Annotated in this window: 26 protein-coding genes and 1 riboswitch; of the genes, 16 read left to right on the forward strand and 10 right to left on the reverse strand. The window is 68.1% G+C overall.

The features are described 5' to 3' along the window. The 4 genes from Q8K84_RS00005 to Q8K84_RS00020 all read left to right on the forward strand — a co-directional run. A partial coding sequence (locus tag Q8K84_RS00005; RefSeq protein WP_305279237.1) for a D-Ala-D-Ala carboxypeptidase family metallohydrolase occupies window positions 1-323 on the forward strand: 323 nt, incomplete at its 5' end. After that, window positions 320-691, forward strand: a complete 372-nt coding sequence (locus Q8K84_RS00010; protein WP_305279240.1) for a hypothetical protein — start codon at window positions 320-322, stop codon at window positions 689-691. The genes Q8K84_RS00005 and Q8K84_RS00010, both read left to right, overlap by 4 nt. 1 nt (window position 692) lies before the next feature. Next, window positions 693-914, forward strand: coding sequence for a hypothetical protein (locus Q8K84_RS00015; protein WP_305279242.1), 222 nt, complete (start codon window positions 693-695; stop codon window positions 912-914). 214 nt (window positions 915-1,128) lie between these two features. After that, complete coding sequence (locus tag Q8K84_RS00020) at window positions 1,129-1,965, forward strand: DNA adenine methylase (protein WP_305279245.1); 837 nt, start codon at window positions 1,129-1,131, stop codon at window positions 1,963-1,965. 524 nt (window positions 1,966-2,489) lie between these two features. Here Q8K84_RS00020 and Q8K84_RS00025 read toward each other — a convergent pair. From Q8K84_RS00025 to Q8K84_RS00035, 3 genes are read right to left on the reverse strand one after another with little or no spacing between them, the layout of a single operon-like run. Then, window positions 2,490-2,837, reverse strand: a complete 348-nt coding sequence (locus tag Q8K84_RS00025; protein WP_305279248.1) for a ParB/RepB/Spo0J family partition protein — start codon at window positions 2,835-2,837, stop codon at window positions 2,490-2,492. Continuing rightward, window positions 2,827-3,159, reverse strand: coding sequence for a hypothetical protein (locus tag Q8K84_RS00030; RefSeq protein ID WP_305279250.1), 333 nt, complete (start codon window positions 3,157-3,159; stop codon window positions 2,827-2,829). Before Q8K84_RS00030 ends, Q8K84_RS00025 begins: the two co-directional genes overlap by 11 nt. Continuing rightward, window positions 3,156-3,605 carry a hypothetical protein gene (locus Q8K84_RS00035; protein ID WP_305279252.1) on the reverse strand — a complete coding sequence of 150 codons (450 nt, stop codon included), beginning with the start codon at window positions 3,603-3,605 and terminating at the stop codon, window positions 3,156-3,158. Before Q8K84_RS00035 ends, Q8K84_RS00030 begins: the two co-directional genes overlap by 4 nt. Window positions 3,606-4,048: 443 nt before the next feature. Here Q8K84_RS00035 and Q8K84_RS00040 point away from each other — a divergent pair, with 443 nt between their 5' ends. The 5 genes from Q8K84_RS00040 (at window position 4,049) to Q8K84_RS00060 (ending at window position 10,507) form a co-directional block, all read left to right on the forward strand. Then, on the forward strand, window positions 4,049-5,503 hold the full coding sequence (locus Q8K84_RS00040; RefSeq protein ID WP_305279254.1) for an alkaline phosphatase: 1,455 nt from the start codon (window positions 4,049-4,051) through the stop codon (window positions 5,501-5,503). A gap of 51 nt (window positions 5,504-5,554) precedes the next feature. Next, window positions 5,555-5,747, forward strand: a riboswitch (cobalamin riboswitch). A 161-nt stretch (window positions 5,748-5,908) separates the two neighbouring features. Continuing rightward, on the forward strand, window positions 5,909-7,876 hold the full coding sequence (locus tag Q8K84_RS00045) for a TonB-dependent siderophore receptor (RefSeq protein WP_305279257.1): 1,968 nt from the start codon (window positions 5,909-5,911) through the stop codon (window positions 7,874-7,876). 14 nt (window positions 7,877-7,890) lie between these two features. After that, on the forward strand, window positions 7,891-8,745 hold the full coding sequence (locus Q8K84_RS00050) for an ABC transporter substrate-binding protein (protein WP_305279260.1): 855 nt from the start codon (window positions 7,891-7,893) through the stop codon (window positions 8,743-8,745). Then, on the forward strand, window positions 8,742-9,734 hold the full coding sequence (locus Q8K84_RS00055; protein WP_305279263.1) for an iron ABC transporter permease: 993 nt from the start codon (window positions 8,742-8,744) through the stop codon (window positions 9,732-9,734). Before Q8K84_RS00050 ends, Q8K84_RS00055 begins: the two co-directional genes overlap by 4 nt. Then, window positions 9,731-10,507 (forward strand): ABC transporter ATP-binding protein, encoded by a 777-nt coding sequence (locus tag Q8K84_RS00060; protein WP_305279266.1) that lies wholly within the window; start codon window positions 9,731-9,733, stop codon window positions 10,505-10,507. The genes Q8K84_RS00055 and Q8K84_RS00060 overlap by 4 nt, the downstream gene beginning before the upstream one ends. Window positions 10,508-10,509: 2 nt before the next feature. On the opposite strand, the gene Q8K84_RS00065 is transcribed toward Q8K84_RS00060, so the two are convergent. Continuing rightward, a complete protein-coding gene (locus Q8K84_RS00065) occupies window positions 10,510-11,574 on the reverse strand; it encodes an SO2930 family diheme c-type cytochrome (RefSeq protein WP_305279269.1) in 1,065 nt (354 codons plus the stop codon). Continuing rightward, a complete protein-coding gene (locus tag Q8K84_RS00070) occupies window positions 11,571-12,770 on the reverse strand; it encodes a parallel beta-helix domain-containing protein (RefSeq protein WP_305279272.1) in 1,200 nt (399 codons plus the stop codon). The genes Q8K84_RS00065 and Q8K84_RS00070 overlap by 4 nt, the downstream gene beginning before the upstream one ends. Window positions 12,771-12,949: 179 nt before the next feature. On the opposite strand from Q8K84_RS00070, the gene Q8K84_RS00075 reads away from it, so the two are divergent. From Q8K84_RS00075 to Q8K84_RS00085, 3 genes are all read left to right on the forward strand, one after another. Further along, window positions 12,950-13,720, forward strand: coding sequence for an SDR family NAD(P)-dependent oxidoreductase (locus tag Q8K84_RS00075; protein WP_305279275.1), 771 nt, complete (start codon window positions 12,950-12,952; stop codon window positions 13,718-13,720). Between the two features lie 119 nt (window positions 13,721-13,839). Next, window positions 13,840-15,843 (forward strand): ATP-binding protein, encoded by a 2,004-nt coding sequence (locus Q8K84_RS00080; RefSeq protein ID WP_305279278.1) that lies wholly within the window; start codon window positions 13,840-13,842, stop codon window positions 15,841-15,843. Between the two features lie 59 nt (window positions 15,844-15,902). Then, a complete protein-coding gene (locus Q8K84_RS00085) occupies window positions 15,903-16,631 on the forward strand; it encodes a dienelactone hydrolase family protein (RefSeq protein WP_305279282.1) in 729 nt (242 codons plus the stop codon). A gap of 2 nt (window positions 16,632-16,633) precedes the next feature. On the opposite strand, the gene Q8K84_RS00090 is transcribed toward Q8K84_RS00085, so the two are convergent. Continuing rightward, window positions 16,634-17,104, reverse strand: coding sequence for a hypothetical protein (locus tag Q8K84_RS00090; RefSeq protein WP_305279284.1), 471 nt, complete (start codon window positions 17,102-17,104; stop codon window positions 16,634-16,636). A 102-nt stretch (window positions 17,105-17,206) separates the two neighbouring features. Here Q8K84_RS00090 and Q8K84_RS00095 point away from each other — a divergent pair, with 102 nt between their 5' ends. Together Q8K84_RS00095 and Q8K84_RS00100 are read left to right on the forward strand one after the other, a co-directional pair. Continuing rightward, window positions 17,207-17,380, forward strand: coding sequence for a hypothetical protein (locus Q8K84_RS00095; RefSeq protein WP_305279287.1), 174 nt, complete (start codon window positions 17,207-17,209; stop codon window positions 17,378-17,380). A 19-nt stretch (window positions 17,381-17,399) separates the two neighbouring features. Continuing rightward, a complete protein-coding gene (locus Q8K84_RS00100) occupies window positions 17,400-17,576 on the forward strand; it encodes a hypothetical protein (protein WP_305279290.1) in 177 nt (58 codons plus the stop codon). Between the two features lie 2 nt (window positions 17,577-17,578). Here the strand turns inward: Q8K84_RS00100 and Q8K84_RS00105 are convergent, their stop codons facing one another. Then, on the reverse strand, window positions 17,579-18,253 hold the full coding sequence (locus Q8K84_RS00105; protein ID WP_305279294.1) for a spermidine synthase: 675 nt from the start codon (window positions 18,251-18,253) through the stop codon (window positions 17,579-17,581). Between the two features lie 101 nt (window positions 18,254-18,354). Next, a complete protein-coding gene (locus Q8K84_RS00110; RefSeq protein WP_305279297.1) occupies window positions 18,355-19,611 on the reverse strand; it encodes a cytochrome P450 in 1,257 nt (418 codons plus the stop codon). Between the two features lie 152 nt (window positions 19,612-19,763). On the opposite strand from Q8K84_RS00110, the gene Q8K84_RS00115 reads away from it, so the two are divergent. Next, window positions 19,764-20,525, forward strand: a complete 762-nt coding sequence (locus Q8K84_RS00115; RefSeq protein WP_305279300.1) for an RNA methyltransferase — start codon at window positions 19,764-19,766, stop codon at window positions 20,523-20,525. Here Q8K84_RS00115 and Q8K84_RS00120 read toward each other — a convergent pair. Further along, on the reverse strand, window positions 20,522-20,668 hold the full coding sequence (locus Q8K84_RS00120) for a hypothetical protein (RefSeq protein WP_305279303.1): 147 nt from the start codon (window positions 20,666-20,668) through the stop codon (window positions 20,522-20,524). The genes Q8K84_RS00115 and Q8K84_RS00120 overlap by 4 nt on opposite strands. Before the next feature lie 153 nt (window positions 20,669-20,821). Between Q8K84_RS00120 and Q8K84_RS00125 the strand changes: the two genes are divergently transcribed. Then, complete coding sequence (locus Q8K84_RS00125) at window positions 20,822-21,409, forward strand: TetR/AcrR family transcriptional regulator (protein ID WP_305279306.1); 588 nt, start codon at window positions 20,822-20,824, stop codon at window positions 21,407-21,409. A 3-nt stretch (window positions 21,410-21,412) separates the two neighbouring features. On the opposite strand, the gene Q8K84_RS00130 is transcribed toward Q8K84_RS00125, so the two are convergent. Continuing rightward, complete coding sequence (locus Q8K84_RS00130; protein ID WP_305279309.1) at window positions 21,413-21,931, reverse strand: CinA family protein; 519 nt, start codon at window positions 21,929-21,931, stop codon at window positions 21,413-21,415. Between the last annotated feature and the right edge of the window lie 107 nt (window positions 21,932-22,038).

Raw genomic sequence — 22,038 nt, forward strand, 5'->3', positions numbered from 1 at the left:
ATCTGGAGAAGGTCCGGAGCCTGCTGGGCGACCGGCCGATCACCGTCACCTCGGCCTATCGCAACCCGGCCGTGAACGCGGCGGTGGGCGGGGTGAAGACCTCCGACCATGCCCAGGGCCATGCGGCCGACATCGTGGTCGCGGGCCTGAGCCCATACGAGACCGCCAAGCGGATCCGCGACAGCGGCCTGAAGTTCGACCAGCTGATCCTGGAGACCAGCCGGGGCGTGGTGCACATCAGCTTCGCCCCGCGGATGCGTCAGCAGGTGATGACCCAGGCGGGGAAGGCCGGGTCGGAGATCCGGCAGGGGCTCTGGCTGTGAGCCTGGATATCCGCCTGCGCCTGGCCCTGCTCGCCGCCGGTGTTGTCGGCATTGCGATGATCCTGGCCATCGTCTTCCTGGCCGGCCGGCGAGACGCCGCGCCCGCCATCGAGACCGCGACCGACAAGGCCGTCAGCGCCGAGCTGGAGGGCGAGGGGGCCGACCTGGCCGCCGATCTGGCCGAGGCCCTTCACCAGCAGTCCCTGGCCCAGCAGCAGGCGCTCAGCGCCCTGGAGCGGGCCGCCATTCAAGCGGAGGACGCCGATGCGCCCCTGGATCCTGCCCGGGCTGATCGCCTGCGCGCTCATGATGACCAGCTGTGCGGGACAGCACCTCATCTCGACGGCTGCGGACAGCCCCCAGATTGAGATGACCGCCCAGGCCCGGGCGGCCTGCAGCCTGCATCGCCTGCCGGCCGAGCCGACCCAGGCCGACCTGGAGATCGGCTACGCCACCCGCGGCGCCCAGCTGGTCGCCTGCGACGGGGCGCGGGCGGCGGCGGTGGCCATCCACGACGCTGAGCATGAGCTTGAGGCGCGGCACGCGGAGGCGCGGGATAGGCGGCTGCGGCCGTGGTGGAGGTTTTGGTGATCGGTCGAGGCTGACGGCCCGGCTCAGCACCCGAGTGGTCCTGACGCCCTCGGCCGTCCGGCTGGGGTCGTCTTGCTATTCCGCCGAGAGGCGGGACCGGCGCGTTGACGCGCGCCGATCGGCGAGTGCGACCTCGCCACGAACCGCCGTCGATCGCCGACGGCCCATCCGCCCTGCTCGGCCGAGCCAGCGGATGACTACCTGGAACCTCTTAATGGAAAACCTATTGCGGCCGGTGATCCCGGCCGAGCCAGCGGCGCCGTGGATTGGCGGCAAGCGCCTTCTGGCCAGACGGATCTGCGCCATCCTGGCCGCCACGCCCCATGATTGCTACGCCGAGCCCTTCGTGGGCATGGGCGGGGTCTTTCTCCGCCGCGGGGTCCGGCCGCCGGCTGAGGTCATAAACGACGTATCCGGCGACATCGTAACCCTCTACCGGGTGCTGCAGCGCCATCCGGAAGCCCTTCTGAGGGAGCTCAGGTGGCGCCCTGCCATGCGCGTGGAGTTCGACCGCCTCAAGAGCGCGCGGATTCAGGACCTGACCGACATCGAGCGCGCGGCCCGGTTTCTTTACCTGCAGACCCTGGCCTATGGCGGCAAGGTGACTGCCCGGTCGTTCGGGGTGGACACCAAGGCGGGCCACGCCTTCGACCTGAAGCGCCTCGAGCCGCGCCTCGAGCGACTTCATGAGCGGCTCGCCGGCGTCATTATCGAGCACCTGGACTGGGCCGACTTTCTGCCGCGCTACGCCCGCCCCGGCACCCTGTTCTATCTCGACCCGCCCTATTGGGGCTCAGAAGGCGACTATGGCCCCGGCCTGTTCGCGCGGGCGGATTTCGACCGCCTGGCGGCAGCCCTGGCCGCCAGTGACGCCAGGGTCCTGGTCTCCATCAATGACGTGCCCGAGGTGCGAACGGCGTTCGCCTGGGCGGAAATCCAAGAGGTGGAGACCCGCTATCAGATCTCCGGCGAGAGCCAGAAGGTCTCCGAGCTGCTGATCGGCCGAGGCGTCAATCTGCAGGCGCTGGAGCCGCAGGCTCGGCTGCTGTGAGTGCGCGGTTGCGGTCCAGCTGATTCACAAGCAATATGCCCACCGGCCAAGAGGGCCACGGACGCCTACAGATGGCGTCTAGCGTTTCCGGCGACCCCGGGGACTAACCTCCGCTACAGAGGCGGAGTGCCAGACCAGAGAACCCGCAAGAGCTGCGGAGACTGGGCGAAGAGCGCCCTTCACTGTTTGCGCGCAAGCTAGGCTTCAACGCCTGATCGATCGGCCCTGCCATGGTATCTCCCCATGTCACTGCGCCACTGGCTAAAGGTCGATGTCGCGGCAATTATCCGCGCCATCGCCTTCGCGATCTGGCTACTTTGCTAGATCCCTGCGCCCTCGGCCCCCAGGCCGGGGGCGCTTTGCGTTTGGGAGGTCATCCTTGCCGATACGCCAGGGCTGGGCCTGTTGCTCGGCGGTGAGGTGTTACAGGTATCCACCCCGTCCACCAGCGGGTCCGATGCCCGGCGGCGCGTTCAGGCCCTCTGCAGCCGCAGCATGGTCAGGCGCGAGTGCGGGGTGGAGGCTCATCGCAGTTCAATCGGCTCGACGAGCAGCGCAGGTAAAGCACGAACGCCCAGCGCCAAAGATATCCAGAAACGGTGATAGCCATCGTACACGGCATACTCATAGGGGCGGCCCCCGAGGCGCCGTAGCCCAACTGGCGGGATCTCGCCGGCGGACCGGAGCTGGCGCATCAGAGATGTCAGCCTAGTGCGATCGAAACCTACCGTGCCTGGCGATCGAGTGGGCGGCTCAACGCGATTGATGTCGACGGCGAACTCGGCGGTCGGGCAATTCCATTCCCAATGCCCAGGCAGGATGGCCAACTCACGCGACACCTCAGCCAGTAGATCGCTATCTTCAGGCGTCATCGCTTCGCTCCTGGTCCTCAATGAGCAGCGCCGGCGGGATGACGCCGTCGGCGTAGATCCCCGCGCGAAAGGCCGGCCGGGTGTCCCATGACCTGGCCCCGCAGCCGCAAGGCTCGCGGATCAGCCGGGCGATGGCCCGCACGCCGGTCTGCGGTCCGCCCCGGCCGGTGGCGACCAGGCGGGCGATAACGGCCTCAAGGCCGACCACGCGGCGCTTCACGCAGACATTGCAGGTGATCTCGACGCCGCAGCCCTCATGTTGGCGATAGTGCGCCAGGGGCACGCCGTCGTCAGTGTCGGCTGATGTTGGGACCGGGCTCACGTTCGATCTGCCCACAGCCAGCTCACAACTTGCCGTTCCTCTCCGGCCATAACGATGGCCATCTCGCGGACGAAGGACACGAGGCTTGGCGCGAACACACCAAGGTCCGGGACCGTCGTCTTGTAGCCAGGGGGCATGTAGCGAAAAGCCAGGTCTTTATGACTGGGTGCGAGAGCCTCCACCGCCACCCGGATGTCGGCAGGCACATCGAGACCGTGAGCGGTCACGCGCTCATAGAGCTGAATGAGATCGTGCCTGGAGCGCGTGGGATCTTCGACGTGAAGCAGGAACGCCTTCCCCACGAGCTCCAATGCGAACCCGCTGAGGAGGTGGGCGGCAGCCGAGTAGCGGCCAACGGTGGCGTCATCCTCATCCCGGGCGATCTTGTCGATCGCAAACGCGAAGCTCATCGCATTCTGCCAGAGGGTCTGGGGCGTCTCTTTCATCGAGTCTGGGCCTTAGAGCTCCGATTGCCGGGCCCCGGTGCAAGCCGAACAATGCCGCCTTCGCCGACCGTGCCGATGATGCGGACATAGCCGCCGGGGAAGCCCGCCGGCAGGGGCGGCGGTTCAGCGGGCAGGGGGCGAGGGGGCTTGGGGCAGGCCATGGCGAAATGAGAACGACAGGAGAACATCGGAGTCAACGGCCAAGCCCCGCGAACGCCGTTCGCGTGCCTGCGGTTTTTCAGGTTGTCCGGCTAAGTCTTTGAAGGACCTGATGGCCCCCGAGATTGTGGCTCTGGAGGTCCCCGGTTCGAACCCGGGAGGTGGTACCATCGCCCTACGGGATTTCGGGTCCCGGTTTCGTCCCTTCGTCACATTCCCGGGCCATAAGCCGCACATCCCCTGGGGCCTTGACGGGCTCCTCCCGCGCGGTGTTGCGAGGCCCCATGACCATCCCGATCCCCATTCGAGCCGCCGGCGCGTTCGCCGCCACCGTGGTGGCGTCTGTCGCCCTGTGGTCTGGTCCGGCTGAGGCCGGCCCGCAGACGGCTCTGGAGGCGGCTTTGGCGCGGGCGCCCAACACCGAGCCTGCGCGGAACATCATTCTGTTCATTGGCGACGGGATGGGGGTCTCCACCGTCACGGCGACGCGCATTCTGGCGGGACAGCGGGCGGGCGCAGACGGCGCCTCCTATGATCTCGCGTTTGACCGGATGCCCTATGGGGGTCTGGTCCGGACCTATTCGGCGGACGGCCTGGTCACCGATTCGGCCAACGGGGCTTCAGCCATCACCACGGGCCACCGCACCATCAACGGTGGGATCGGCGTCGACGGTGGCGCACGCCGTGGGGTGTGCGACACCAGCCGCAATGTTCCGACCCTGGCGCAACGGGCCAAGCGCGAGCTCGGCAAGGCTGTGGGGGTGGTGGCCACCTCGTCCCTGACAGACGCTTCGCCCGCCGCCTTCTATGCCCATAGCCCCGACCGCAACTGGCAGAGCGACGCCGATATGCCAGATGCGGCCAAGGCTGCGGGCTGTGTCGATATCGCCGCTCAGCTTGTCCTGGCGCCTGACGATCTGCGGCCTGACATCGCCCTGGGCGGCGGTCTGTCCTTTTTCCAGCCGGCTGAGGCGGGTGGGCGCAGGCAGGACGGGCAGGACCTGGCCGCCCGCTGGTCGGGGCGCCCTGACAGTGTCGTGGTCACCGATCGGGACGCCATGAACGCCGCGGTCGCCGCCGGGCAGGACATTCTGGGGCTGTTTGCGTCCGTGCACATTCCGCAGGAGGTCAATCGTCCGACCGTGGCGCCCCAGGCCCCGACCCTGGAAGAGATGACCCGGGCGGCGATCACGCGACTGGCGAGCGCGCCTGAAGGCTACGTGCTGCTTGTCGAGGCCGCCCATATCGACAAGGCCCACCACGCCGGCCTCCTGAACGCCTCGCTGACCGACAGTATCGAGTTCTCCAAGGCCGTGGCCGCGGCCCAGGCGCTCACCGATCCCGAAGACACCCTGATCATTGTCACTGCCGATCACAGTCATGGCCTGACCTTGAACGGCGGCGCCCGGCACGACGATGTCCTGGGCCTGATCAAGGGCCCCACCGGCGCCCCACGCCTGGCTGGCGATGGCCGGCCGCTGCCGATCCTGGTCTACTCCACGGGCCCTGGAGGTCCGGAAGGCGAGGAAGGTCGCCCGCTTCTGGAGGGGGTTGATGTGACGGCGACAGACCATGTCCGCCAGGCCGGGGTGCGGCTTGCAAGCGCGGCCCATACCGGCGAGGACGTGCCGGCCTATGCCCAGGGGCCGTCGGCCCATCTGGTCACCGGCTCCATGGACCAGCCCTATCTGTTCCAGGTCATGCGCCACGCCCTGCGTCTGCCCGTCGAAGCGCCCTGACCAGCAGGCCGATCATCGCGTCAGCGTTGACGACGGCCGCAAGCGCCCCTAAGGGCTGGCCTTGCGACAGGTTCCCCGAGAGGGGATCAAAAGGGAACTCAGGTGTGAAACCTGGGCTGCCCCCGCAACTGTAAGCGGCGAGCCCGCACGCCACTCAGCCACTGGGCCCTCGGGTCTGGGAAGGCGGCGTGCAAGGGGTGATGACCCGTTAGCCAGGAGACCTGCCTGTCGCGGTCGTCCTTCGTCCGGCCGGGGTGCGCCGAACGAACGGGTCTACCCGGGTGGCGACAACCGTCCAGGGCCGCGCGAGGGCGCGGATCCCGACGGAGTCGCGCGCCTGCGTCCGGCTCCCCGTGGTCCGCCTCCTTGTCGGCTCGTTGTCGTCAATTCGAGGGGCAAGACCCAATGAAGTCCATTCTGTTTTCTACGGCCGCCGTGCTGGGCGTCCTGTCCGCCACCGTGGCAGCCGCCCAACCGGCTGCCGCGCCCGACGTGGCCGGGGCCGAGTCGTCCAACGCCGTGCGCGGGGTGATCGTCACCGCCAACCGGGCGCCGGCGGCCGCAGCCGAGGTCGCTCAGGCGGTCACCGTGATCGACCGGGCGCAGATCGAGGCCAGTCAGGCCATCCTGCTGCCCGATCTGCTGGGCCGCACCGCCGGCGTCACCCTCTCGCGCAATGGTGGACCAGGCGGCGTCACCGCTCTGCGCATCCGCGGCGCAGAGAGCGACCAGACCCTGGTGGTGATCGATGGGGTCCGTCTCAACGACGTGGCCCAGCCTGGGGCGGGTTACAACTTCGCCAACCTGCTGACCGGCGATGTGGCCCGGGTCGAGGTGCTGCGCGGCGCCCAGTCCACGCTCTGGGGCAGCCAGGCCATTGGCGGCGTGGTGAATGTGATCACCACCGTCCCGACCGCGCCGTTCCAGGCCAGCCTGGATGTTGAGGGCGGCGACAACGCCACCGCCTATGTCCGGGGCGGAGTCGGCGGGGCCAGCGAGCGCCTCGTCTGGCGCCTGGGCGCCGGCTACTACACCACCGACGGGGTCTCCGCCGTGGCCGGCGGCGCCGAGGATGACGGATTCCAGCACACCAGCGCCAATGGCCGCCTGGGGGTGAAGATCACCGACAATCTGTCCCTGGATCTGCGCGGCGTCTATTCCTACGGCCGGGCCCAGGTCGACGGCTATCCGGCCCCGGCCTACAGCTTCGCAGACACCGCCGAGTACGGCGTCACGGAGGAACTGGTTGGCTATGTCGGCCTCAACCTCGCCCTGCTGGATGAGCGGCTGCGTAACCGGCTGGCCTATTCCCGGACCCGCACCGACCGCCAGAGCCTCAACCCGGCGCAGGCGGTGACGGACGTGACCTTTGACGCCCTCTCCGAGGTCGACCGCTGGGAGTACCAGGGAAGCTTCGCCTTGACGCCCGCCTGGCAGGCGGTGTTTGGCCTGGAGCGGGAGGAGGCCGCCATGCGGACGCTCTCGCCCAGCGCCTTCAACCCCAACCCGCCGGCCCAGGCGGCCAGCGCCGACCTGGACAGCGCCTATCTCCAGCTCCAGGGACCGCTGCTCGCCGGTTTGACCGTGACCGCCGGCGTGCGGCGGGACGAGCATGACACCTTCGGCGGCCAGACCCTGGGGCAGGGCGCTTTGGCCTGGTCCCTGAATGGCGGCGACACGGTCCTGCGGGCCAGTCTCGGGCAGGGCTTCAAGGCGCCGAGCCTCTATCAGCTCTATAGCGAATACGGCAATCTGGCCCTTGATCCCGAGGAGGCCGACGCCTGGGACCTTGGCGTCGAACAGTCGCTCGCCGGCGGTCTGGCTCTGGTCTCGGCCACCTGGTTCCAGCGGAAGACGACCAACCAGATCGACTACGTCTCCTGTTTCAGCGCGCCTGCCGATCCCCTTTGCCGGGTCGGCGGGTCCACCCGGTTCGGCTATTACAGCAACACGGCCCGCACCGAGGCCCATGGGGTCGAACTGACGGGCCAGGCCAAGGTCGGGCCCTTCGATCTTGCGGCCAACTACACCTGGACCGATGCGACCAACGAGTCGGCGGGATCGGCCAATCGGGGCAATCAGCTGGCGCGCCGGCCCGAGCATCAGGGCTACATGTCCCTGACCCATGTCTGGACCGCAGGTCCGACCGCCACCCTCGCTGTGCGCTACATCGGCGAGGCGTTCGATGATGCGGCCAACCTCAATCGGCTGGAACCGCGGGCCCTGCTGGACCTCCGGGCCGCCTGGCCGCTCAGCGACACCTTCGAAGTCTATGGGCGGGTGGAGAACGTCTTCGATGACCGCGCCCCCTCGACCCGCGGTTATGGAGAGCTGGGCCGCTTCGGCGCCCTAGGCCTGCGGGCCCGGTTCTGATGGGCGCGCCGACGATGCTGCGCCCAGGCGCTCTCTCCCGCCGCGCTGCGGTGGGCGGGCTTGCGCTCGGCCTCGTCGGCGCAGCGCCGCCCCCCCGACCGCGGCGGGTGGTGTCCCTCAACCCCTGCCTGGACGTGATCCTGTTCCATGTGGCCGAACGGTCGCAGATCGCGGCCCTGACCCACTATGCGCGCGACTCCGAGGCCTCGACTCTCGCGCGGCTGGCCAGGGACATCCCGATCACCCACGAGACCGCCGAGGAGGTGGTGGCCCTGCGCCCCGACCTGGTGCTGATGAGTCATCACTCGGCCCCGGCCACCCGTCACGCCCTGCAGCGGCTGGGCATTCCCCAGGCCATGTTTGATGTCCCCCAGACCGTGGCCGGCAGCCTGGCGCAGATTCGGGAGGTCGCCCGGCTGATCGGTCAGCCGGCGCGGGGCCAGGCGGTCATCGCCCGGATTCAGGCCGCGCTCGCCGCCGCCGCCCCGCCGGCCGGCGCGCCCAGATTGACCGCGATCGTCTATCAACCCAACGGCTTCGCCGCCGGGACCGGCACCTTGACCGACGAAATGCTCCGCCGCACGGGGTTTGAGAACGTGGCCGCCCGCTATGGTCTGGGGCGTTGGGGCAATATTGGTCTTGAGCAGATCATCGCTGATCCGCCCCAGGTTCTTCTGGCGGGGCAGGCGGCCCCTGGGGCGCCGACCTGGGCTGACCGGGTCCTCAGTCACCCCGCCCTTGACCGGATCTCAGGCCTCATGCGCCGGGAAGCCTTCCCCCAGCGTCTGCTCTATTGCGGCGGCCCGGTGCTCATCGAAACCGCCCAAGCCCTGGCCCGGGCGCGGCGCAATGTCCTGGCGGCGGCATGAGACGCCTGTCAGCTCCTGCGGTCATGGCCGGTCTCGCCCTGGCGCTGGTGGCGTTGTCAGCCCTCAGCCTGATGGTCGGACGGGTCTGGGTTCCGCTCGAGGCCTGGCGCGCCGGCGACCCCGGCTGGGTAATCATCCTCGAACTGCGTATCCCCCGCACCCTGCTGGCCGTGGTGGTCGGGGCCGCCCTGGGCATGTCCGGGGCTGCGCTACAGGGTTACACCCGAAATCCCCTGGCTGATCCAGGGGTTCTGGGGGTTTCCTCTATGGCGGCCTTAGGTGCGGTGATCTCCCTCTATGTGGGTTTTTACGCCCCTGTCCTGGCGGGAATCGCCTGGTTGATGCCGCTCTGCGCCATGGCCGGCGCCTTGATGGGCGTGATGGTGCTGATCGGGCTGACGGGATCGGCGCCTGGGGCGGTGACCTTTGTCCTGGCTGGGGTCGTGCTGAACATTGTGGCGGGCGCCGGGGTGGCGCTGGCGCTGAACCTCGCCCCCAATCCCTGGGCGGTGAACGAGATCGTCAACTGGCTGATGGGTTCGCTCACCGACCGCAGCCTGGCTGACCTGCAGATGGCCAGTCCCTTCGTGGCTGTGGGCCTGGCCCTGCTGCTGATCACCGGTCGGGCCCTGGACGCCCTGACGCTCGGGGAGGCCGGAGCCCAGTCCCTGGGGATCAGCCTGCCGCGCACCCGAGTATTGCTGGCCCTCGGCGTTGGCCTGGCCGCCGGCGCCAGTGTCGCGGTCACCGGGGTGATCGGCTTCGTTGGCCTGGTGACCCCACATCTGCTCAGGCCTTTTCTGGGGCCCCGGCCCGCGGGCCTGCTGTTGCCCAGCGCCCTTGGCGGGGCGGTGATCGTCTTGGCCGGCGACATCCTGGTGCGTCTGATCCCCTCGGCGGCCGAGGTGCGGCTGGGCGTGGCCATGGCGGCCCTGGGCGGCCCGTTTTTCTTAGGCCTCCTGCTGGTTCAGCGCCGGAGGCTCTCATGAGTGAATTAGCGGCCGAGGACCTGAATCTCACCCTTGGCGGAAAGCCAGTGCTGGCCGGCGTTAGCGCAACCTTCCGCACAGGGGAGGTGGTGGCGATCCTGGGCGCCAATGGGGTCGGCAAGTCGACCCTGCTGTCCTGTCTGGCCGGGCTGCGGCGACCCGCATCGGGCCTATGCCGGCTGGACGGGCGGCCGCTGGGCGGCCTGTCGGCCAAGGTCCGGGCGCAACAGATCGGTTTCATCCCCCAGACCCCGGAGATCGCCTGGGGCCTGGAGGTCCGCACCCTGGTCGGCCTTGGACGCACCCCCTGGCTGGGGGCCCGAGGCTTGGGCGTGGCCGATGAGGTGGCGGTCGACCGCGCCCTGGCGGCCGCCCACCTGCAGCCCTTGGCGCACCGGGATGTCACCACCCTGTCCGGGGGCGAGCGGGCCCGGGTGCTGATCGCGCGGGCCCTGGCGGGTGAGCCGGACTGGCTCCTGGCGGACGAACCCCTGGCCGGTCTCGATCCCCGCCACCAGCTGGACGCCGCCGATCTGTTTCGTCGGATGGCCCATGAGCGGGGCTGCGGGGTGATCATCACCCTGCATGACCTGACCCTGGCCGCCCGCCTCGCCGATCGCATCATCGTCCTGGTCGAGGGGCGCGTGCTGGCCGATGGCCCGCCTCGAGAGGCGCTGACCGCTGAGGTCCTGGCCGTGGCCTATGGGGTTGAGGCCAGCCTCCGTGAGACCGACCATGGGCTGACCGTAGACGTCGTCGGTCGCTGGGGGTGAGGTCAGGGCTTCAGGCTGGCGATATAGGCCGCCACCAGGGCGGTTCCTTCCTGATGCGGCAGGGCGCGCCCCAATTCCGGCATCATGATCGCGGGGTCTGTCGAGGCCATGCGATAGATCATGATTGAGCGCTCGGGGTGGCCGGGGGCGATGGAGACCGAAAGGCCGCCTGAGCCCCGCCCGGCGGCCACGGGCCCCTTGCCGACCCCCAGATGCGCGGGGCGCTGCTCTTCCAGGCCGAGGAAGAGGCCGCTGGTCGAGGCCATGCCTGCGGGATTGTGGCAGTGGGCGCAGTTGACGTCGAGATAGGCGCGCGCCCGGGCCTCCAGGCCTGCTGACCGGTCATCCCAGGCCGCTGTGCGCGGAATTTCGGCGGCGTCTGGCCCGCCGCTCAGATGACCCAGCCGCCGCCAGGCGACCAGCTGGTTCTGGACGCGGTCCCCATAGTCCAGATCGCGGTTGAGGTTGCCCGCCTTGGGACCGATGGGGACGAGCTCGCCGTCCGCCGAGTGGCAGGTCTTGCACTGGTTCTGATTGGGCACGAGGTAGCTGATCGCCTGGGCCTGACCCTGAGGATCGATGAAGGCCACGTCCAGACGTGCGCCGGTGCGCCTGAGCACAGCCTCCGTCTGGTCGGCGTTCCAGACATAGGCGAGGGCGGTCCAGCCCTCCGCCTTTCGGATCAGCAGCCGGGTCTCCACGAATCGCTCGCCCACAGCGGGCGCGCGCATGTCCGGGGCGAAGGCGAAGGTCTTGACCAGGACGGCGCCCACCGGAAAGTTGAGCGGACCGGCCTCGGTGAAGCGCGCGGTCTCGCCCTTCGGGGTGAAGACGTAGCGATGCTTGACCGCATAGTCGCTGAAGAGCGGGGTGTTGAGATCATAGGGCGTCACCCGCGGACTGGGGGTGCGCGCGCCCGCATCCTGGAACAGCCCATAGTCGGACAGGCGCGGCGCCGGGGTATCGCCCAGGATAAGCTCCAGCCGGACCGGCGACGGGGCGTTCTGGGCGCCGCTCAGGCCCAGGGCGGCGAGGCCGAACAGCGCGGCCAGCAGCCCGCGCCTCATGAGATGAGCGCGGCCTGGGCCTCCGGCAGGACGACGGCGGCAGGCTCAAGGATCTCGCCGCGCTCCAGGGTGGGCGTGACCGAGGGATTGGCCTGATCCATGGCGCCAGCCTTGGGCAGGTTGAGGTTCAGGACCGGGCCGTCGGTGATCCGCATGGCCTGGGGACCCGTCTCCGGGGCGACGCCATCCCACATCACCGGAGGCAGGGTCCCGCCGACGGCGGCCGCCAGCTCTGTCCCGCCCGGGAAGGCCGGCGCCCAGCCATTTCGGCCGATCCGGTTGTCGCGGACCACCACCTCCCGGGGAATGGGGTTGTAGGTCGCATCGTCAAAGGCCCGCGTATAGCCGACCAGCATGATGGCCGCGGTCTGGTTGCCGTCGATCTCATTATCGAAGATGTGGACATTGCGGTTGGCCATGATCATGACCCCCGCGCCCACCGGCACGCTGGCGACGATATTGCCCTCAGGCGCGAAGTTGGGCGTGTCGTTATTGACGATCCTGTTGTCGAACACCCGGGTCGAGTGGCCGCCCATCACCGGCAGGTTGGGCAGGTCGAAAACCAGGATGCCGCCGGTGTTGTGGGTGACCGTATTGCCATAGACGTCAGCGTTGCTGGAGTTTTCGATCTCGATCCCGGCGACGTTGAATTCCGCCACGCTGTTGCGGACGATGATGTTGTTGGACTGCCCCACATAGACGCCAGCGTCAGACGCGCCGCGGACGATCACGCGGTCGATCAGCACGTTGGATGACCCCACCGGATAGACCCCGTAGGCGCCATTGGTGGCCTTGGGCCCGCCGGTCCACTCGACCCGAAGATTGATCATGCTGATCTGGTCGGCGTCCTTGGACTTGACCCCGTCGCCCTTGGAATTTTCCACCGCAAAGTCGCGCACCGTCACCCGGTCCGAGGTGATCAGCAGGCCCTCGGCGCCGCCCTGCTGGCCATCAAAGGACAGGATGGTGGCGTCTGGCCCGGCGCCCTGGATGGTCACGTCATCCACGTCCAGGGACAGGCCGTCGGTCAGCTCGAACCGGCCTGCGGCCAGTTCGACGACGTCGCCCGGCTTCGCGTCGAGCAGGGCCAGCTGCAGGGCCTCCTGGGCGTCGGGGCCAGGCGCCACGGCCAGGGTCTTGGCGTGGGCGGGGGCGGCGAGCGCAAGGGCGCAAAGGGCGAGGGCGAAGCTTCGCATGGTCATCCTCCCAGAGCGGCAGGCTCTTGCGGCCGGCCTTGAGGTCCAGCTTGGCGGCGTGCTCCCGGGGGCGCAATGGCAAAGAGAACAATGATCAGGAATCGCCGCAGGTGCCCTTGATCCGCCGGCCAAGGCGCGGCGTAACTGTCCTCAAAGCAAATCAGGCACGGGAAACGACGATGGATCTGCAACTGAAGGGCAAGAAGGCGATCGTCACCGGCGCTAGCCGCGGCATCGGCCTGGCGATCGCCCAGCTCCTGGCTGACGAGGGCTGTGACGTGGCCCTCTGCGCCCGTGGACAGGACGGGGTGGATGCGGCGGTCAGCGCTCTTGAAGCCAAGGGCGTCAAGGCCTGGGGCCAGGCGGTGGACATCGCCGATGGTCCGGCCCTCAAGGCCTTCATCGAGGCTGCGGCCGGCGCCCTTGGGGGCCTGGACATTCTCATCTCTAACGCCAGCGCCCTGGTCAATGGCGGGTCGGAGGACGATTGGCGCGCCATGTTCGAGATCGACATGCTGGGCGCCGTGCGCACCTATCAGGCGGCCAAGCCTCACCTGGAAAAGGCCGCGGCCGCCAGTGGTGACGCGGCCTTCATCATCACCTCCTCGGTCTCGGCCGCCGAGGCCAGCGGCCCCTCAGCCTATGGCGCCATGAAGGCGGCCCTCATTCACTACGCCAAGGGCGTGGCCAAGGAAGGCGCGGCCAAGGGCGTCCGCTGCAACGTCGTCTCGCCGGGCACGGTGTTCTTCGAGGGCGGCGTCTGGGGCAATGTGAAGGCCAATGCGCCGGGCTTCTTCGACGCCATGATCAAGCGAAACCCCACCGGCCGCATGGCCACCCCCGAAGAGATCGCCGCGGCCACCGTCTTCCTGGCCAGCCCCCGCTCGGCCTTCACGACGGGCATCAACATGCTGGTGGACGGGGCGATTTCCAGCCGTGTGAACTTCTGACTGACCGCGCCCGTAGGGGTGTGGCGTCCTGCCGCACCTCCTTGGGCGCCTCGTGAGGCCGCCGGCTCAACGGTGCGGCCCTATGATAGGCTTCGGAAATCGCGTCGAGGACCCGTTCATTGCTCCAGGCTCCCGTTCCCCTTGAGGCCGTGCGCGCAACCGCCGAGCGCGTGGTTCGCCTGGCGCACGCGGTCTATGGCGGTGTCGGCGCCGATGTCGTGTGGCGGGAAGGGCGAAGGCAGTCCCGCACCCGGCCGTTCAAGGGCGACACCAATAAGCGCTTCCCCAGTCGTCACGTGATGGCGACGGCGGCGCCTCTCTGGATCGGCGATTTTGACGCCGACCCCACGGCCCGGGCGATGAATCTGGCGCCTGCCGGCTCCGAGGTGAAGGCCTTTGTGGGGGTGCCGATCCTCACCGAGGGCAAGGTCTTGGGCGCCCTGATCGCGATCGACACGAAGGTGCGGCCCCCTGCCGACAAGGTGGTGCGGCACTTTGAGTCGCTGGCCTCCCTGCTGGGCGACGACTACGCCCGGGTGAAGATGGCCAACGAACTGGAGGCAGCGCTGGAGGATTCGGCCCGGTCGGAGCGCCGGCTCCGGGCGGCCATGCGCATCGCCAGACTCCGGGTCTGGGAGCTCGACCATGCCCGCCGGGAGGCGTTCAGCGAGCAGCAGCGGCGTGACCAGATCGACTATGAAGCGGCGATGGACAACCTCTGGGCGCCGGTCCATCCCGATGACCTTCCCGGCGCGCTGTCCGCCTGGGACGAACATCTGGCGGGCGGGCCACCGTTTCACGTCGTCCACCGGCATGTTCGCCAGAACGGGGCCATGCATTGGGTCGAGAGCGTCGCCGAAGCGATCCGTGACGACGCCGGCGAACTGATCGGCGCGGTGGGCGCAGTCCGCAACATCGATCAGGAGAAGCGCAATGAGCAGGAACTGATCGAAGCACGCCAAGCCGCAGAGTCGGCGAACGAGGCCAAGAGCCTGTTCCTGGCGACGGTGAGCCATGAGATCAGGACGCCCCTGAACGGGATCTACGGCATGGCCCAGGCTATGGCCCGCGACAACCTGCCTGACGCGCAGCGCCAGCGCCTGGAGGTGATCTGCCGCTCCAGCGAGAGCCTGCTCTCCATCGTCAACGACGTTCTTGATCTCTCCAAGATCAACGCCGGCAAGGTCGAGCTGGAGGACATCGACTTTGATCCCGTCGATCTGGCCAACGGGGTCAGGGAGACCTTTGCTTCCCTGGCCGCCGCCAAGGCCCTGGACCTGCGTGTCGAGGCGACCCCTGCCGCCGCAGGCCCGTTCCGAGGCGACCCGGGGCGACTGCGTCAGGTGCTGTCCAACCTCGTATCCAACGCTCTGAAGTTCACGGCGACAGGCGAGGTGGTCATCGGCCTCGATCACGTCCCAGCCGGGTTGCGCTTCAGCGTCGCCGACACCGGAGTTGGGATCGCCGAGGACCGTCAGGCCCTCATCTTCGAGTCCTTCGTCCAGGCCGACAGCTCGACCACCCGCCATTTCGGCGGGACGGGTCTGGGATTGACCATCTGCCGCGAACTGGTTGCGCTGATGGCGGGGGAGCTCTCCCTGTCCAGTCAGCTTGGGGACGGCTCGACCTTTCTTATCACCCTGCCATTGGCAAGGGGATCAGCCCACGGCCTAAACGCGCCTCCGGCGCCGCGCGAAACGGCGCCGGAGGCCCTTAGCGAGGCTCTGCGCGTCTTGGCCGCCGAGGACAATCAGGTCAACCAACTGGTGCTGGACACCTTGCTGGGTCAGCTTGGGGTCGAGCCATTCTTTGTCGGGGACGGGGTGGCGGCGGTCGAGGCCTGGCGTCGTGAGCCTTGGGACCTCATCCTGATGGACGCCCAGATGCCGGTCATGGACGGAATGGAAGCCACCCGTCTGATCCGCGCCGATGAGGCCCGCCTGGGGCGGCCGCGCACACCGATCATCGCCCTGACCGCCAATGCGCTGAGCCATCAGGTAGCAGAATACGTCGCCTGCGGGATGGACGAGGTGGTGGCCAAGCCGATCGAGGTCGGCCGGCTGGTCGAAGCCATGAACACCGCGCTCAACCCACCGCCCCCCGGAACAGGGCGATCCGCCTAGGATGACCGAACGGCGCGGCGGCCGGTGGCCTCCGTTCTGTGTAAGCCAGGAGCCATCTCATGATCGAACATGTCCACGAGGTCGCCACCGCCGATGGCGCCATGACCACCTTCGTGGTCCATCCGGAGCGAGACGGGCCCCATCCGGTGATCCTGTTCTTCATGGACGCCCCCGCCATCCGCGAAGAATTGCGCGACATGGCCCGGCGGCTGGCCACCGTCGGCTACTACGTCATGCTGCCCAACCTCTATCATCGGGAAGGCGTGCTGGAGATCGGCGACCTTAACGACGAGGCGACCCGCGAGCGAATGGTCGAGCTGATGAACGGCCTGACCATCCCGATGGTCATGGCTGACTCCGACGCCCTGCTGGCCTTCGCCGAGAAAGATTCCGCCGCAGGCAAGGGGCCCGCCGGCTGCCTCGGCTATTGCATGAGTGGCCAGTTTTCGATCAACGCCGCAGCCCGTCATCCCGACCGGATCGCCGCGGCGGCCTCGCTCTATGGGACTTATCTGGTCACCGAGAGGGATGACAGTCCGCACAAGGTCGCCCACCAGACGGAGGCCGAGCTCTATTTCGCCTGCGCCGAAACCGACCGCTGGGCGCCCCTGGAGACCGTCCGCGCCCTGGCCGAAGCGTTGGAGCCCCGCGAGGCGCCGACCGAGCTTGAGCTCTATCCCGGAACGGCGCACGGCTTCGCCTTTCCCCAGCGCGCGGCCTACGACAAGGCCGCCGCCGAGCGCCACTGGGAGCGGCTGATCACCTTGTTCCGCCGCAATCTGGGCTGAGCCTAGCCCCGGCGGTTTACGGTCAGGGCCACGACCGCGACCCCCGCGGCGACAACCAGAGCGTCCTCCAGCAGTCCGCTGCGGGTCTGTCCCAGCCGGGACATGGCGCGCTTGCGGCCCGCCAGGGTGAGATAGGCCAGGGGAACCGCCGCGCCGACCGCCACCGCCGCGCCGGCCCGTTCCCGCCCGTGGGGCGCCAGGGCCGCCCCGGCGATACCTGCGCTCATCACCCGCGCCAGCAGACCGAGGAACACGGTCCGGTCCGGCGCCGATTTCATCTTGTCCCCGAACAGCTCGCCCACCCCCATGGCCAGGGCGCCGTACTTGAACAGGGGATGGTCCAGCAGGACCAGGGTTCCGGGGGTTCGACCGCCGGCCAGGCGGGCTGTGGCCAGGGTGGCCATGGGAGTCATGGAACGGGCGCTGGCGACGGCGCCAATGAGAGCAGACGGGAGCAGGCCGAGCTTTTTCATCACGGCTAAACTCAGAGCGCGGGCGGTGGTTCAGAGGGGCCGACGGATCAAGTCGGCGCGGCGGGGCGTTGAGCTGGCGTGTTCACGTTGAGAGGAGCCGCCATGCCTGACCCTGAGCTCATCCCTGATCCGTCAGACGATCAACAGCCCCCGCCCAGTGAGCTGCCGGCGGGCGGCCGCCCTGGCCAGGACATCCCTGAACTGCCCGACCGTAGCGATCCCCTGGATAACGACGTCGAAAAGGGACCCGACGGTCTGGACATCGGGCCGCGATAGGGACTTCGGGAGGCCTGTCATGGACAACGAGAACGACAGCCGATCCTCGCCGGCCGGCGAGGCCCAGCCTGACAAGGTGGAAGAGTCAAAGCCGGCCCCGCCGGTCGAAAATTTGGCCAAGCGGGTCCGCCAGCAGCGCCAGCATATTGAGGGCCTGACCGGGCAAGATCCGTTGCGCGCCGGGATCGACGACTAGGCCTAGCCCCGTACCCCCAACCAAATCACGTGGCGGGCGCCGCGGCCGTTTTTGCGCGCGGGCACGCGCACCTCTTCGGTCTTGAGACCGGTGCGGCGCATCCGGCGGGTGAAGCCCTCATCGGGCGCCGAAGACCAGACCGCGAGCACGCCGCCGGGGCGCAGAGAGGTCTGGGCTCGCGCCAAGCCGGGCAGGTCGTAGAGGCTGTCATTGGCCTTGCGGGTCAGGCCCTCGGGGCCGTTGTCCACGTCCAGCAGGATAGCGTCCCAGGCGGCGGGCGCGGCTGCGATCAGGGGGCCGACATCGCCCTGGTGGACGGCGACGCGAGGATCGTCCAGGCAGCCCCTGAAGACCTCGGCCAGGGGGCCGCGGGCCCAGGCGATCACCTCTGGAACGAGCTCGGCGACCGTGACCTTGGCGTCGGCCGGCAGGACAGCCAGCGCCGCGCGCAGGGTAAACCCCATGCCCAGACCGCCTATCAGCACGCGCGGACCCTCTCGGCCGGCAAGGCGCGCCCAGGCCAGGGTTGCAAGCGCCTCCTCAGATCCGCTCAGCCGGCTGTTCATTAGCTCGATCGACCCGGCCATGATCGAGAACTCGGTGTCACGTCGCATCAGACGCAACTCGCCACCGCCATCGGGCATCTGTGCGGAATCGAGGTGGATCCAGGGCTTCATCGGCTTCGCTTAAACCCAGGCGACCGCCTCGCCAAACAAAAGCCCCGCCGCCCGGAGGGGCGACGGGGCCTTGCAACACCAACTGGAGGCTGGCGCGGAGACTAGATCCGGGTGGGGATGATCACCTTCATGGACTCATAGCCCTTCACGAAGGTCGAGAAGACGCGCTTGGGCTCGGACACCACCTGGATGTCGGGGAAGCGCTTCATGATCTCTTCCCAGATGATCTTCAGCTGCAGTTCGGCCAGGCGGTTGCCGACGCAACGGTGGATGCCGAAGCCGAAGGAGATGTGCTGGCGCGGACGCTCGCGGTCGATGATGTAGCTGTCGGGGTCATGGATGACCTCGTCGTCGCGGTTGCCCGAGACGTACCACATGACGACCTTGTCGCCCTTCTTGATGGTCTTGCCGCCCATTTCGAAGTCCTGGGTGGCGATCCGGCGCATGTGGGCCAGGGGCGTCTGCCAGCGAATGGTCTCGGAGACCATGGACGGGATCAGTTCGGGATTGGCGCGGAGCTTGGCGTACTGGTCGGGGTTCTGGTTCAGGGCCAGGACCGAGCCGGTGATCGTGTTGCGGGTGGTGTCGTTGCCGCCGACGGTCAGCAGGACGATGTTCCCGAAATACTCCCGGGGCGACATGTTCCGCGTCTCTGCGCCGTGGGCCAGCATGGAGATCAGGTCTCCGGTGGGCTCAGCGTTGACGCGCTGGTTCCACAGCTCGGTGAAGTAGCCGTGATACTCGATGAAGATTTCCATCTTCTGCTCGAGGGTGTCGATCAGACCATGGCCGGGGACTGCGGTCACAACGTCGGACCAGTAGGTCAGCTTGCGACGGTCTTCCTGCGGCATGTCGAACAGGGTGGCCAGGGTCATGGCCGTCAGTTCCATCGAGACCTTGTCGACCCAGTCGAACTCCTCGCCGATCGGCAGGCTGTCGAGGATCTTGGCCGCCCGCTCGCGGATCAGGGGCTCCAGGATCGCCAGGTTCATCGGCGAGACGGCTGGGCTGACGGTCTTGCGCTGGACGTCGTGCTTGGGCGGGTCCATGGCGATGACCATGGGCAGGGGGCCTTCATCGCCGTCCTGGGTGGCGATGGTGATGCCGCCCTCGGAGGAGAAGACCTGGTGGTTGGTGTCCACCGCCATGATGTCGTTGTACTTGGTGATCGACCAGTAGGGGCCGTACTCGCTCTCGGCCGTGTAGTGGACCGGGGCTTCTTTCCGGAGCCGTTCGAAGATCGGCCACATGGCGTTGGCCTGGAACAGCTCAGGCTGGGCGGGGTTGAGCTGATCAAGGGGCGTGCCGTAGGCCTTGGCCCGCGCATCCTTCAGAATATCAACCGTACCGTCAGCCATGGGGAATCCTCCAGATTTTCGCCTACGATAGGCTAAAGATGACGCCGGCGTCAACTTTTCCCGTTCGCTCACCGCGCGATTGTTCGCGGCCCCCAAGGAAGACCCTTCTGTCACCGCGACTTACGACCATCACCGACCCAGCCGATCCCCGGGTGGAGCCCTTCCTGCAGGTGCGCGAGCGCGATCTGGTCGGGCGGCGCGGTCAGTTCATCGCCGAGGGCGAGGTGGTGCTGCGCCACCTGCTGGCATCATCGCTGTGCGAGCCCCTGGCGCTGCTGGCGGCGGGTGATCGGGTCGCGCGGCTGATGGAGCTCGTCGGCGACCGGGAGCTGACGGCGCCGATCTATGTGGCAGAGCAGGCGGTGATGGACGCCATCGTAGGCTTTCCCATCCATCGGGGTCTCCTGGGGCTTGGCCGGCGGCGGGCGACGCCGGCAGCGCGCGAGCTTCTATCTGGTCTTGGCCCGGACGCCCTGGTGGCGGTGGTCCACGGGATCGGCAACCACGACAATATGGGCGGCCTGCTGCGCAACGCTGCGGCCTTCGGCGTCGACGCCGTCCTGTTGGACGCCAGCTGCTGCGACCCGCTCTATCGCAAGGCGATCCGGGTCTCGGTCGGGGCGGCGCTGATCACGCCGTTCGCCAGGCTGGAGGCCGCCGACGACGCAATCGATCTGCTGCACGAAATGGGGTTCAAGGCCGTGGCGCTCACGCCGTCCGGAGCTCAGGATCTCAGGGATTATGTACGCACGCGAAGGACTGCGGTGATCTTCGGGGCTGAAGGGCCCGGGCTGCCGCTCGACCTGCTGGCGCGATGCGAGACGGTTCGCATTCCCATGGCCGGGGGTTTTGATTCGCTGAACGTCGCCACCACCAGCGGCATCGTCCTGCATCATCTAACCGGTGGTGGTTAGAGCGCAGCGGCCGGCAGCAGGATCAGCATCCAAAGCGCGGCCGAGGCGGCCAGGACGAAGATCACGCTGCGTCGGACTGGCCACCGTCCCCGGGGGGCATGGGCGCTGTGGGCGTAGGGATCGTTCGAGATTGCTTGAGCCATGGTCCTTCATCCAAAGTCTGCTGACTTCTGCAACGCTGACTCCTGGCGGGCGGTTCCGGGCTCGGTTCCAGGGGCGTGGGGGCGCTGTTGCGCTGGACACACCGACGGTTGTCCGGCTCAATCGGCTGCAATCACCCCACGGTTTGGAGCCGCATGACCTGGTCCGACATCGCCGCCCGCCGGCGCTACCACGTGGGAAACCTCCGGGCGCAACTGCTGGAGGAGGCGCGCGCGATCGTCGAGGAGGGGGGCGTGGCCAAGCTCAACCTGCGCACCCTCGCGGCGCGGGCGGGGATCGCGGCGGGCTCGGTCTACCACCACTATTCGGGCAAGGGCGAACTGCTGGCCGAACTGGCCGCCGCCGGGTTTCTGGAGCTGGAACAGCGGCTCAAAGCCGCGCAGGACTCCGCTCAGGAGGGTAAGCGGATCCGGACTCTCGCACGGGCCTATTTCGCCTATTCAAAGACCGACGCGGCGATGTTCGGCCTGATGTTCGATCCTGCCGTCGCCACCCATCCCGGAGTCGAGCAGGCGCGGGTCCGGTGCTTCGCCGTCCTGCAGGCCGCTGTCGCCGTCGCCTTGCCGGCGCGAAAGGACATAGCCCAGATCGACAAGATCGCCTGGGCGGTGTGGGCCTGCGGTCACGGGGCGGCGTCCTTGCGCGCCTCTGACGCCGAGCGGGCCGATGAGCTGATGGAAGATGTCATTCAGGGGCTGGAGCTTCTGTTCGGGCGCCGTTGAGGCTCAGATCGCCAGGATTTCGTCACGCATCATCTCGAGTGCGGTCTGCAGGGCCTCCTGGCGCACCCGGGCCCGGCCAATGGCGCCGAACCGCATACGCCTGTGGCTGGGGCTCGGACCGCCGCGGCGCGCCGCGGCGAAATGCACAAGCCCCGCCTCCTCTTCAGGAGAGGGACCCGGATCAGTAAAGCCCGTTATGGCGGCCACGACATCGGCCTGCGACCGCTCCAGCGCCCCTTCAGCAAGCGCCAGGGCTGCGGCCTCCGAGACGGCGCCTTCGATATCGAGCACCGACTGACGGACTCCCAGCAGCTCATGCTTGGCCGCGTCCGTATAGACGACGAAACCTCGCTCGAAAGCGTGGCTACAGCCGGGAATATCGGTGAGCAGGGAGGCCAGCAAGCCGCCTGTACAGCTTTCGGCCGTCGCCAGCTTCAGGTCTCGGTCGCAGGCCAGGCGCAAGACCTGACGGGCGAGATCATCAATCGGTGCGGGGACAGTGAGCGCGAGGGCTTCGGCCATGGGACGGCGTTCTTGCGACGGGGTTTCGACAGGGATGGTTCAACTCGACGGCTGGCAGGGCGGTTCCGCTTGATTTTCCGCCGCCGGCTGGCTCGTTAGCCCTATGA

Source organism: Phenylobacterium sp. (assembly GCF_030679875.1).
Lineage (GTDB): Bacteria > Pseudomonadota > Alphaproteobacteria > Caulobacterales > Caulobacteraceae > Phenylobacterium.

Excerpts from the sequence above, each read along its gene's own strand:
- Q8K84_RS00015 (WP_305279242.1), top strand. The coding sequence starts at position 693 with ATGACCGCCCAGGCCCGGGCGGCCTGCAGCCTGCATCGCCTGCCGGCC.
- Q8K84_RS00020 (WP_305279245.1), top strand. The coding sequence starts at position 1,129 with ATGGAAAACCTATTGCGGCCGGTGATCCCGGCCGAGCCAGCGGCGCCG.
- Q8K84_RS00025 (WP_305279248.1), bottom strand. The coding sequence starts at position 2,837 with ATGACGCCTGAAGATAGCGATCTACTGGCTGAGGTGTCGCGTGAGTTG.
- Q8K84_RS00035 (WP_305279252.1), bottom strand. The coding sequence starts at position 3,605 with ATGAAAGAGACGCCCCAGACCCTCTGGCAGAATGCGATGAGCTTCGCG.
- Q8K84_RS00040 (WP_305279254.1), top strand. The coding sequence starts at position 4,049 with ATGACCATCCCGATCCCCATTCGAGCCGCCGGCGCGTTCGCCGCCACC.
- Q8K84_RS00045 (WP_305279257.1), top strand. The coding sequence starts at position 5,909 with ATGAAGTCCATTCTGTTTTCTACGGCCGCCGTGCTGGGCGTCCTGTCC.
- Q8K84_RS00050 (WP_305279260.1), top strand. The coding sequence starts at position 7,891 with ATGCTGCGCCCAGGCGCTCTCTCCCGCCGCGCTGCGGTGGGCGGGCTT.
- Q8K84_RS00055 (WP_305279263.1), top strand. The coding sequence starts at position 8,742 with ATGAGACGCCTGTCAGCTCCTGCGGTCATGGCCGGTCTCGCCCTGGCG.
- Q8K84_RS00060 (WP_305279266.1), top strand. The coding sequence starts at position 9,731 with ATGAGTGAATTAGCGGCCGAGGACCTGAATCTCACCCTTGGCGGAAAG.
- Q8K84_RS00065 (WP_305279269.1), bottom strand. The coding sequence starts at position 11,574 with ATGAGGCGCGGGCTGCTGGCCGCGCTGTTCGGCCTCGCCGCCCTGGGC.
- Q8K84_RS00070 (WP_305279272.1), bottom strand. The coding sequence starts at position 12,770 with ATGCGAAGCTTCGCCCTCGCCCTTTGCGCCCTTGCGCTCGCCGCCCCC.
- Q8K84_RS00075 (WP_305279275.1), top strand. The coding sequence starts at position 12,950 with ATGGATCTGCAACTGAAGGGCAAGAAGGCGATCGTCACCGGCGCTAGC.
- Q8K84_RS00085 (WP_305279282.1), top strand. The coding sequence starts at position 15,903 with ATGATCGAACATGTCCACGAGGTCGCCACCGCCGATGGCGCCATGACC.
- Q8K84_RS00090 (WP_305279284.1), bottom strand. The coding sequence starts at position 17,104 with ATGAAAAAGCTCGGCCTGCTCCCGTCTGCTCTCATTGGCGCCGTCGCC.
- Q8K84_RS00095 (WP_305279287.1), top strand. The coding sequence starts at position 17,207 with ATGCCTGACCCTGAGCTCATCCCTGATCCGTCAGACGATCAACAGCCC.
- Q8K84_RS00100 (WP_305279290.1), top strand. The coding sequence starts at position 17,400 with ATGGACAACGAGAACGACAGCCGATCCTCGCCGGCCGGCGAGGCCCAG.
- Q8K84_RS00105 (WP_305279294.1), bottom strand. The coding sequence starts at position 18,253 with ATGAAGCCCTGGATCCACCTCGATTCCGCACAGATGCCCGATGGCGGT.
- Q8K84_RS00110 (WP_305279297.1), bottom strand. The coding sequence starts at position 19,611 with ATGGCTGACGGTACGGTTGATATTCTGAAGGATGCGCGGGCCAAGGCC.
- Q8K84_RS00120 (WP_305279303.1), bottom strand. The coding sequence starts at position 20,668 with ATGGCTCAAGCAATCTCGAACGATCCCTACGCCCACAGCGCCCATGCC.
- Q8K84_RS00125 (WP_305279306.1), top strand. The coding sequence starts at position 20,822 with ATGACCTGGTCCGACATCGCCGCCCGCCGGCGCTACCACGTGGGAAAC.
- Q8K84_RS00130 (WP_305279309.1), bottom strand. The coding sequence starts at position 21,931 with ATGGCCGAAGCCCTCGCGCTCACTGTCCCCGCACCGATTGATGATCTC.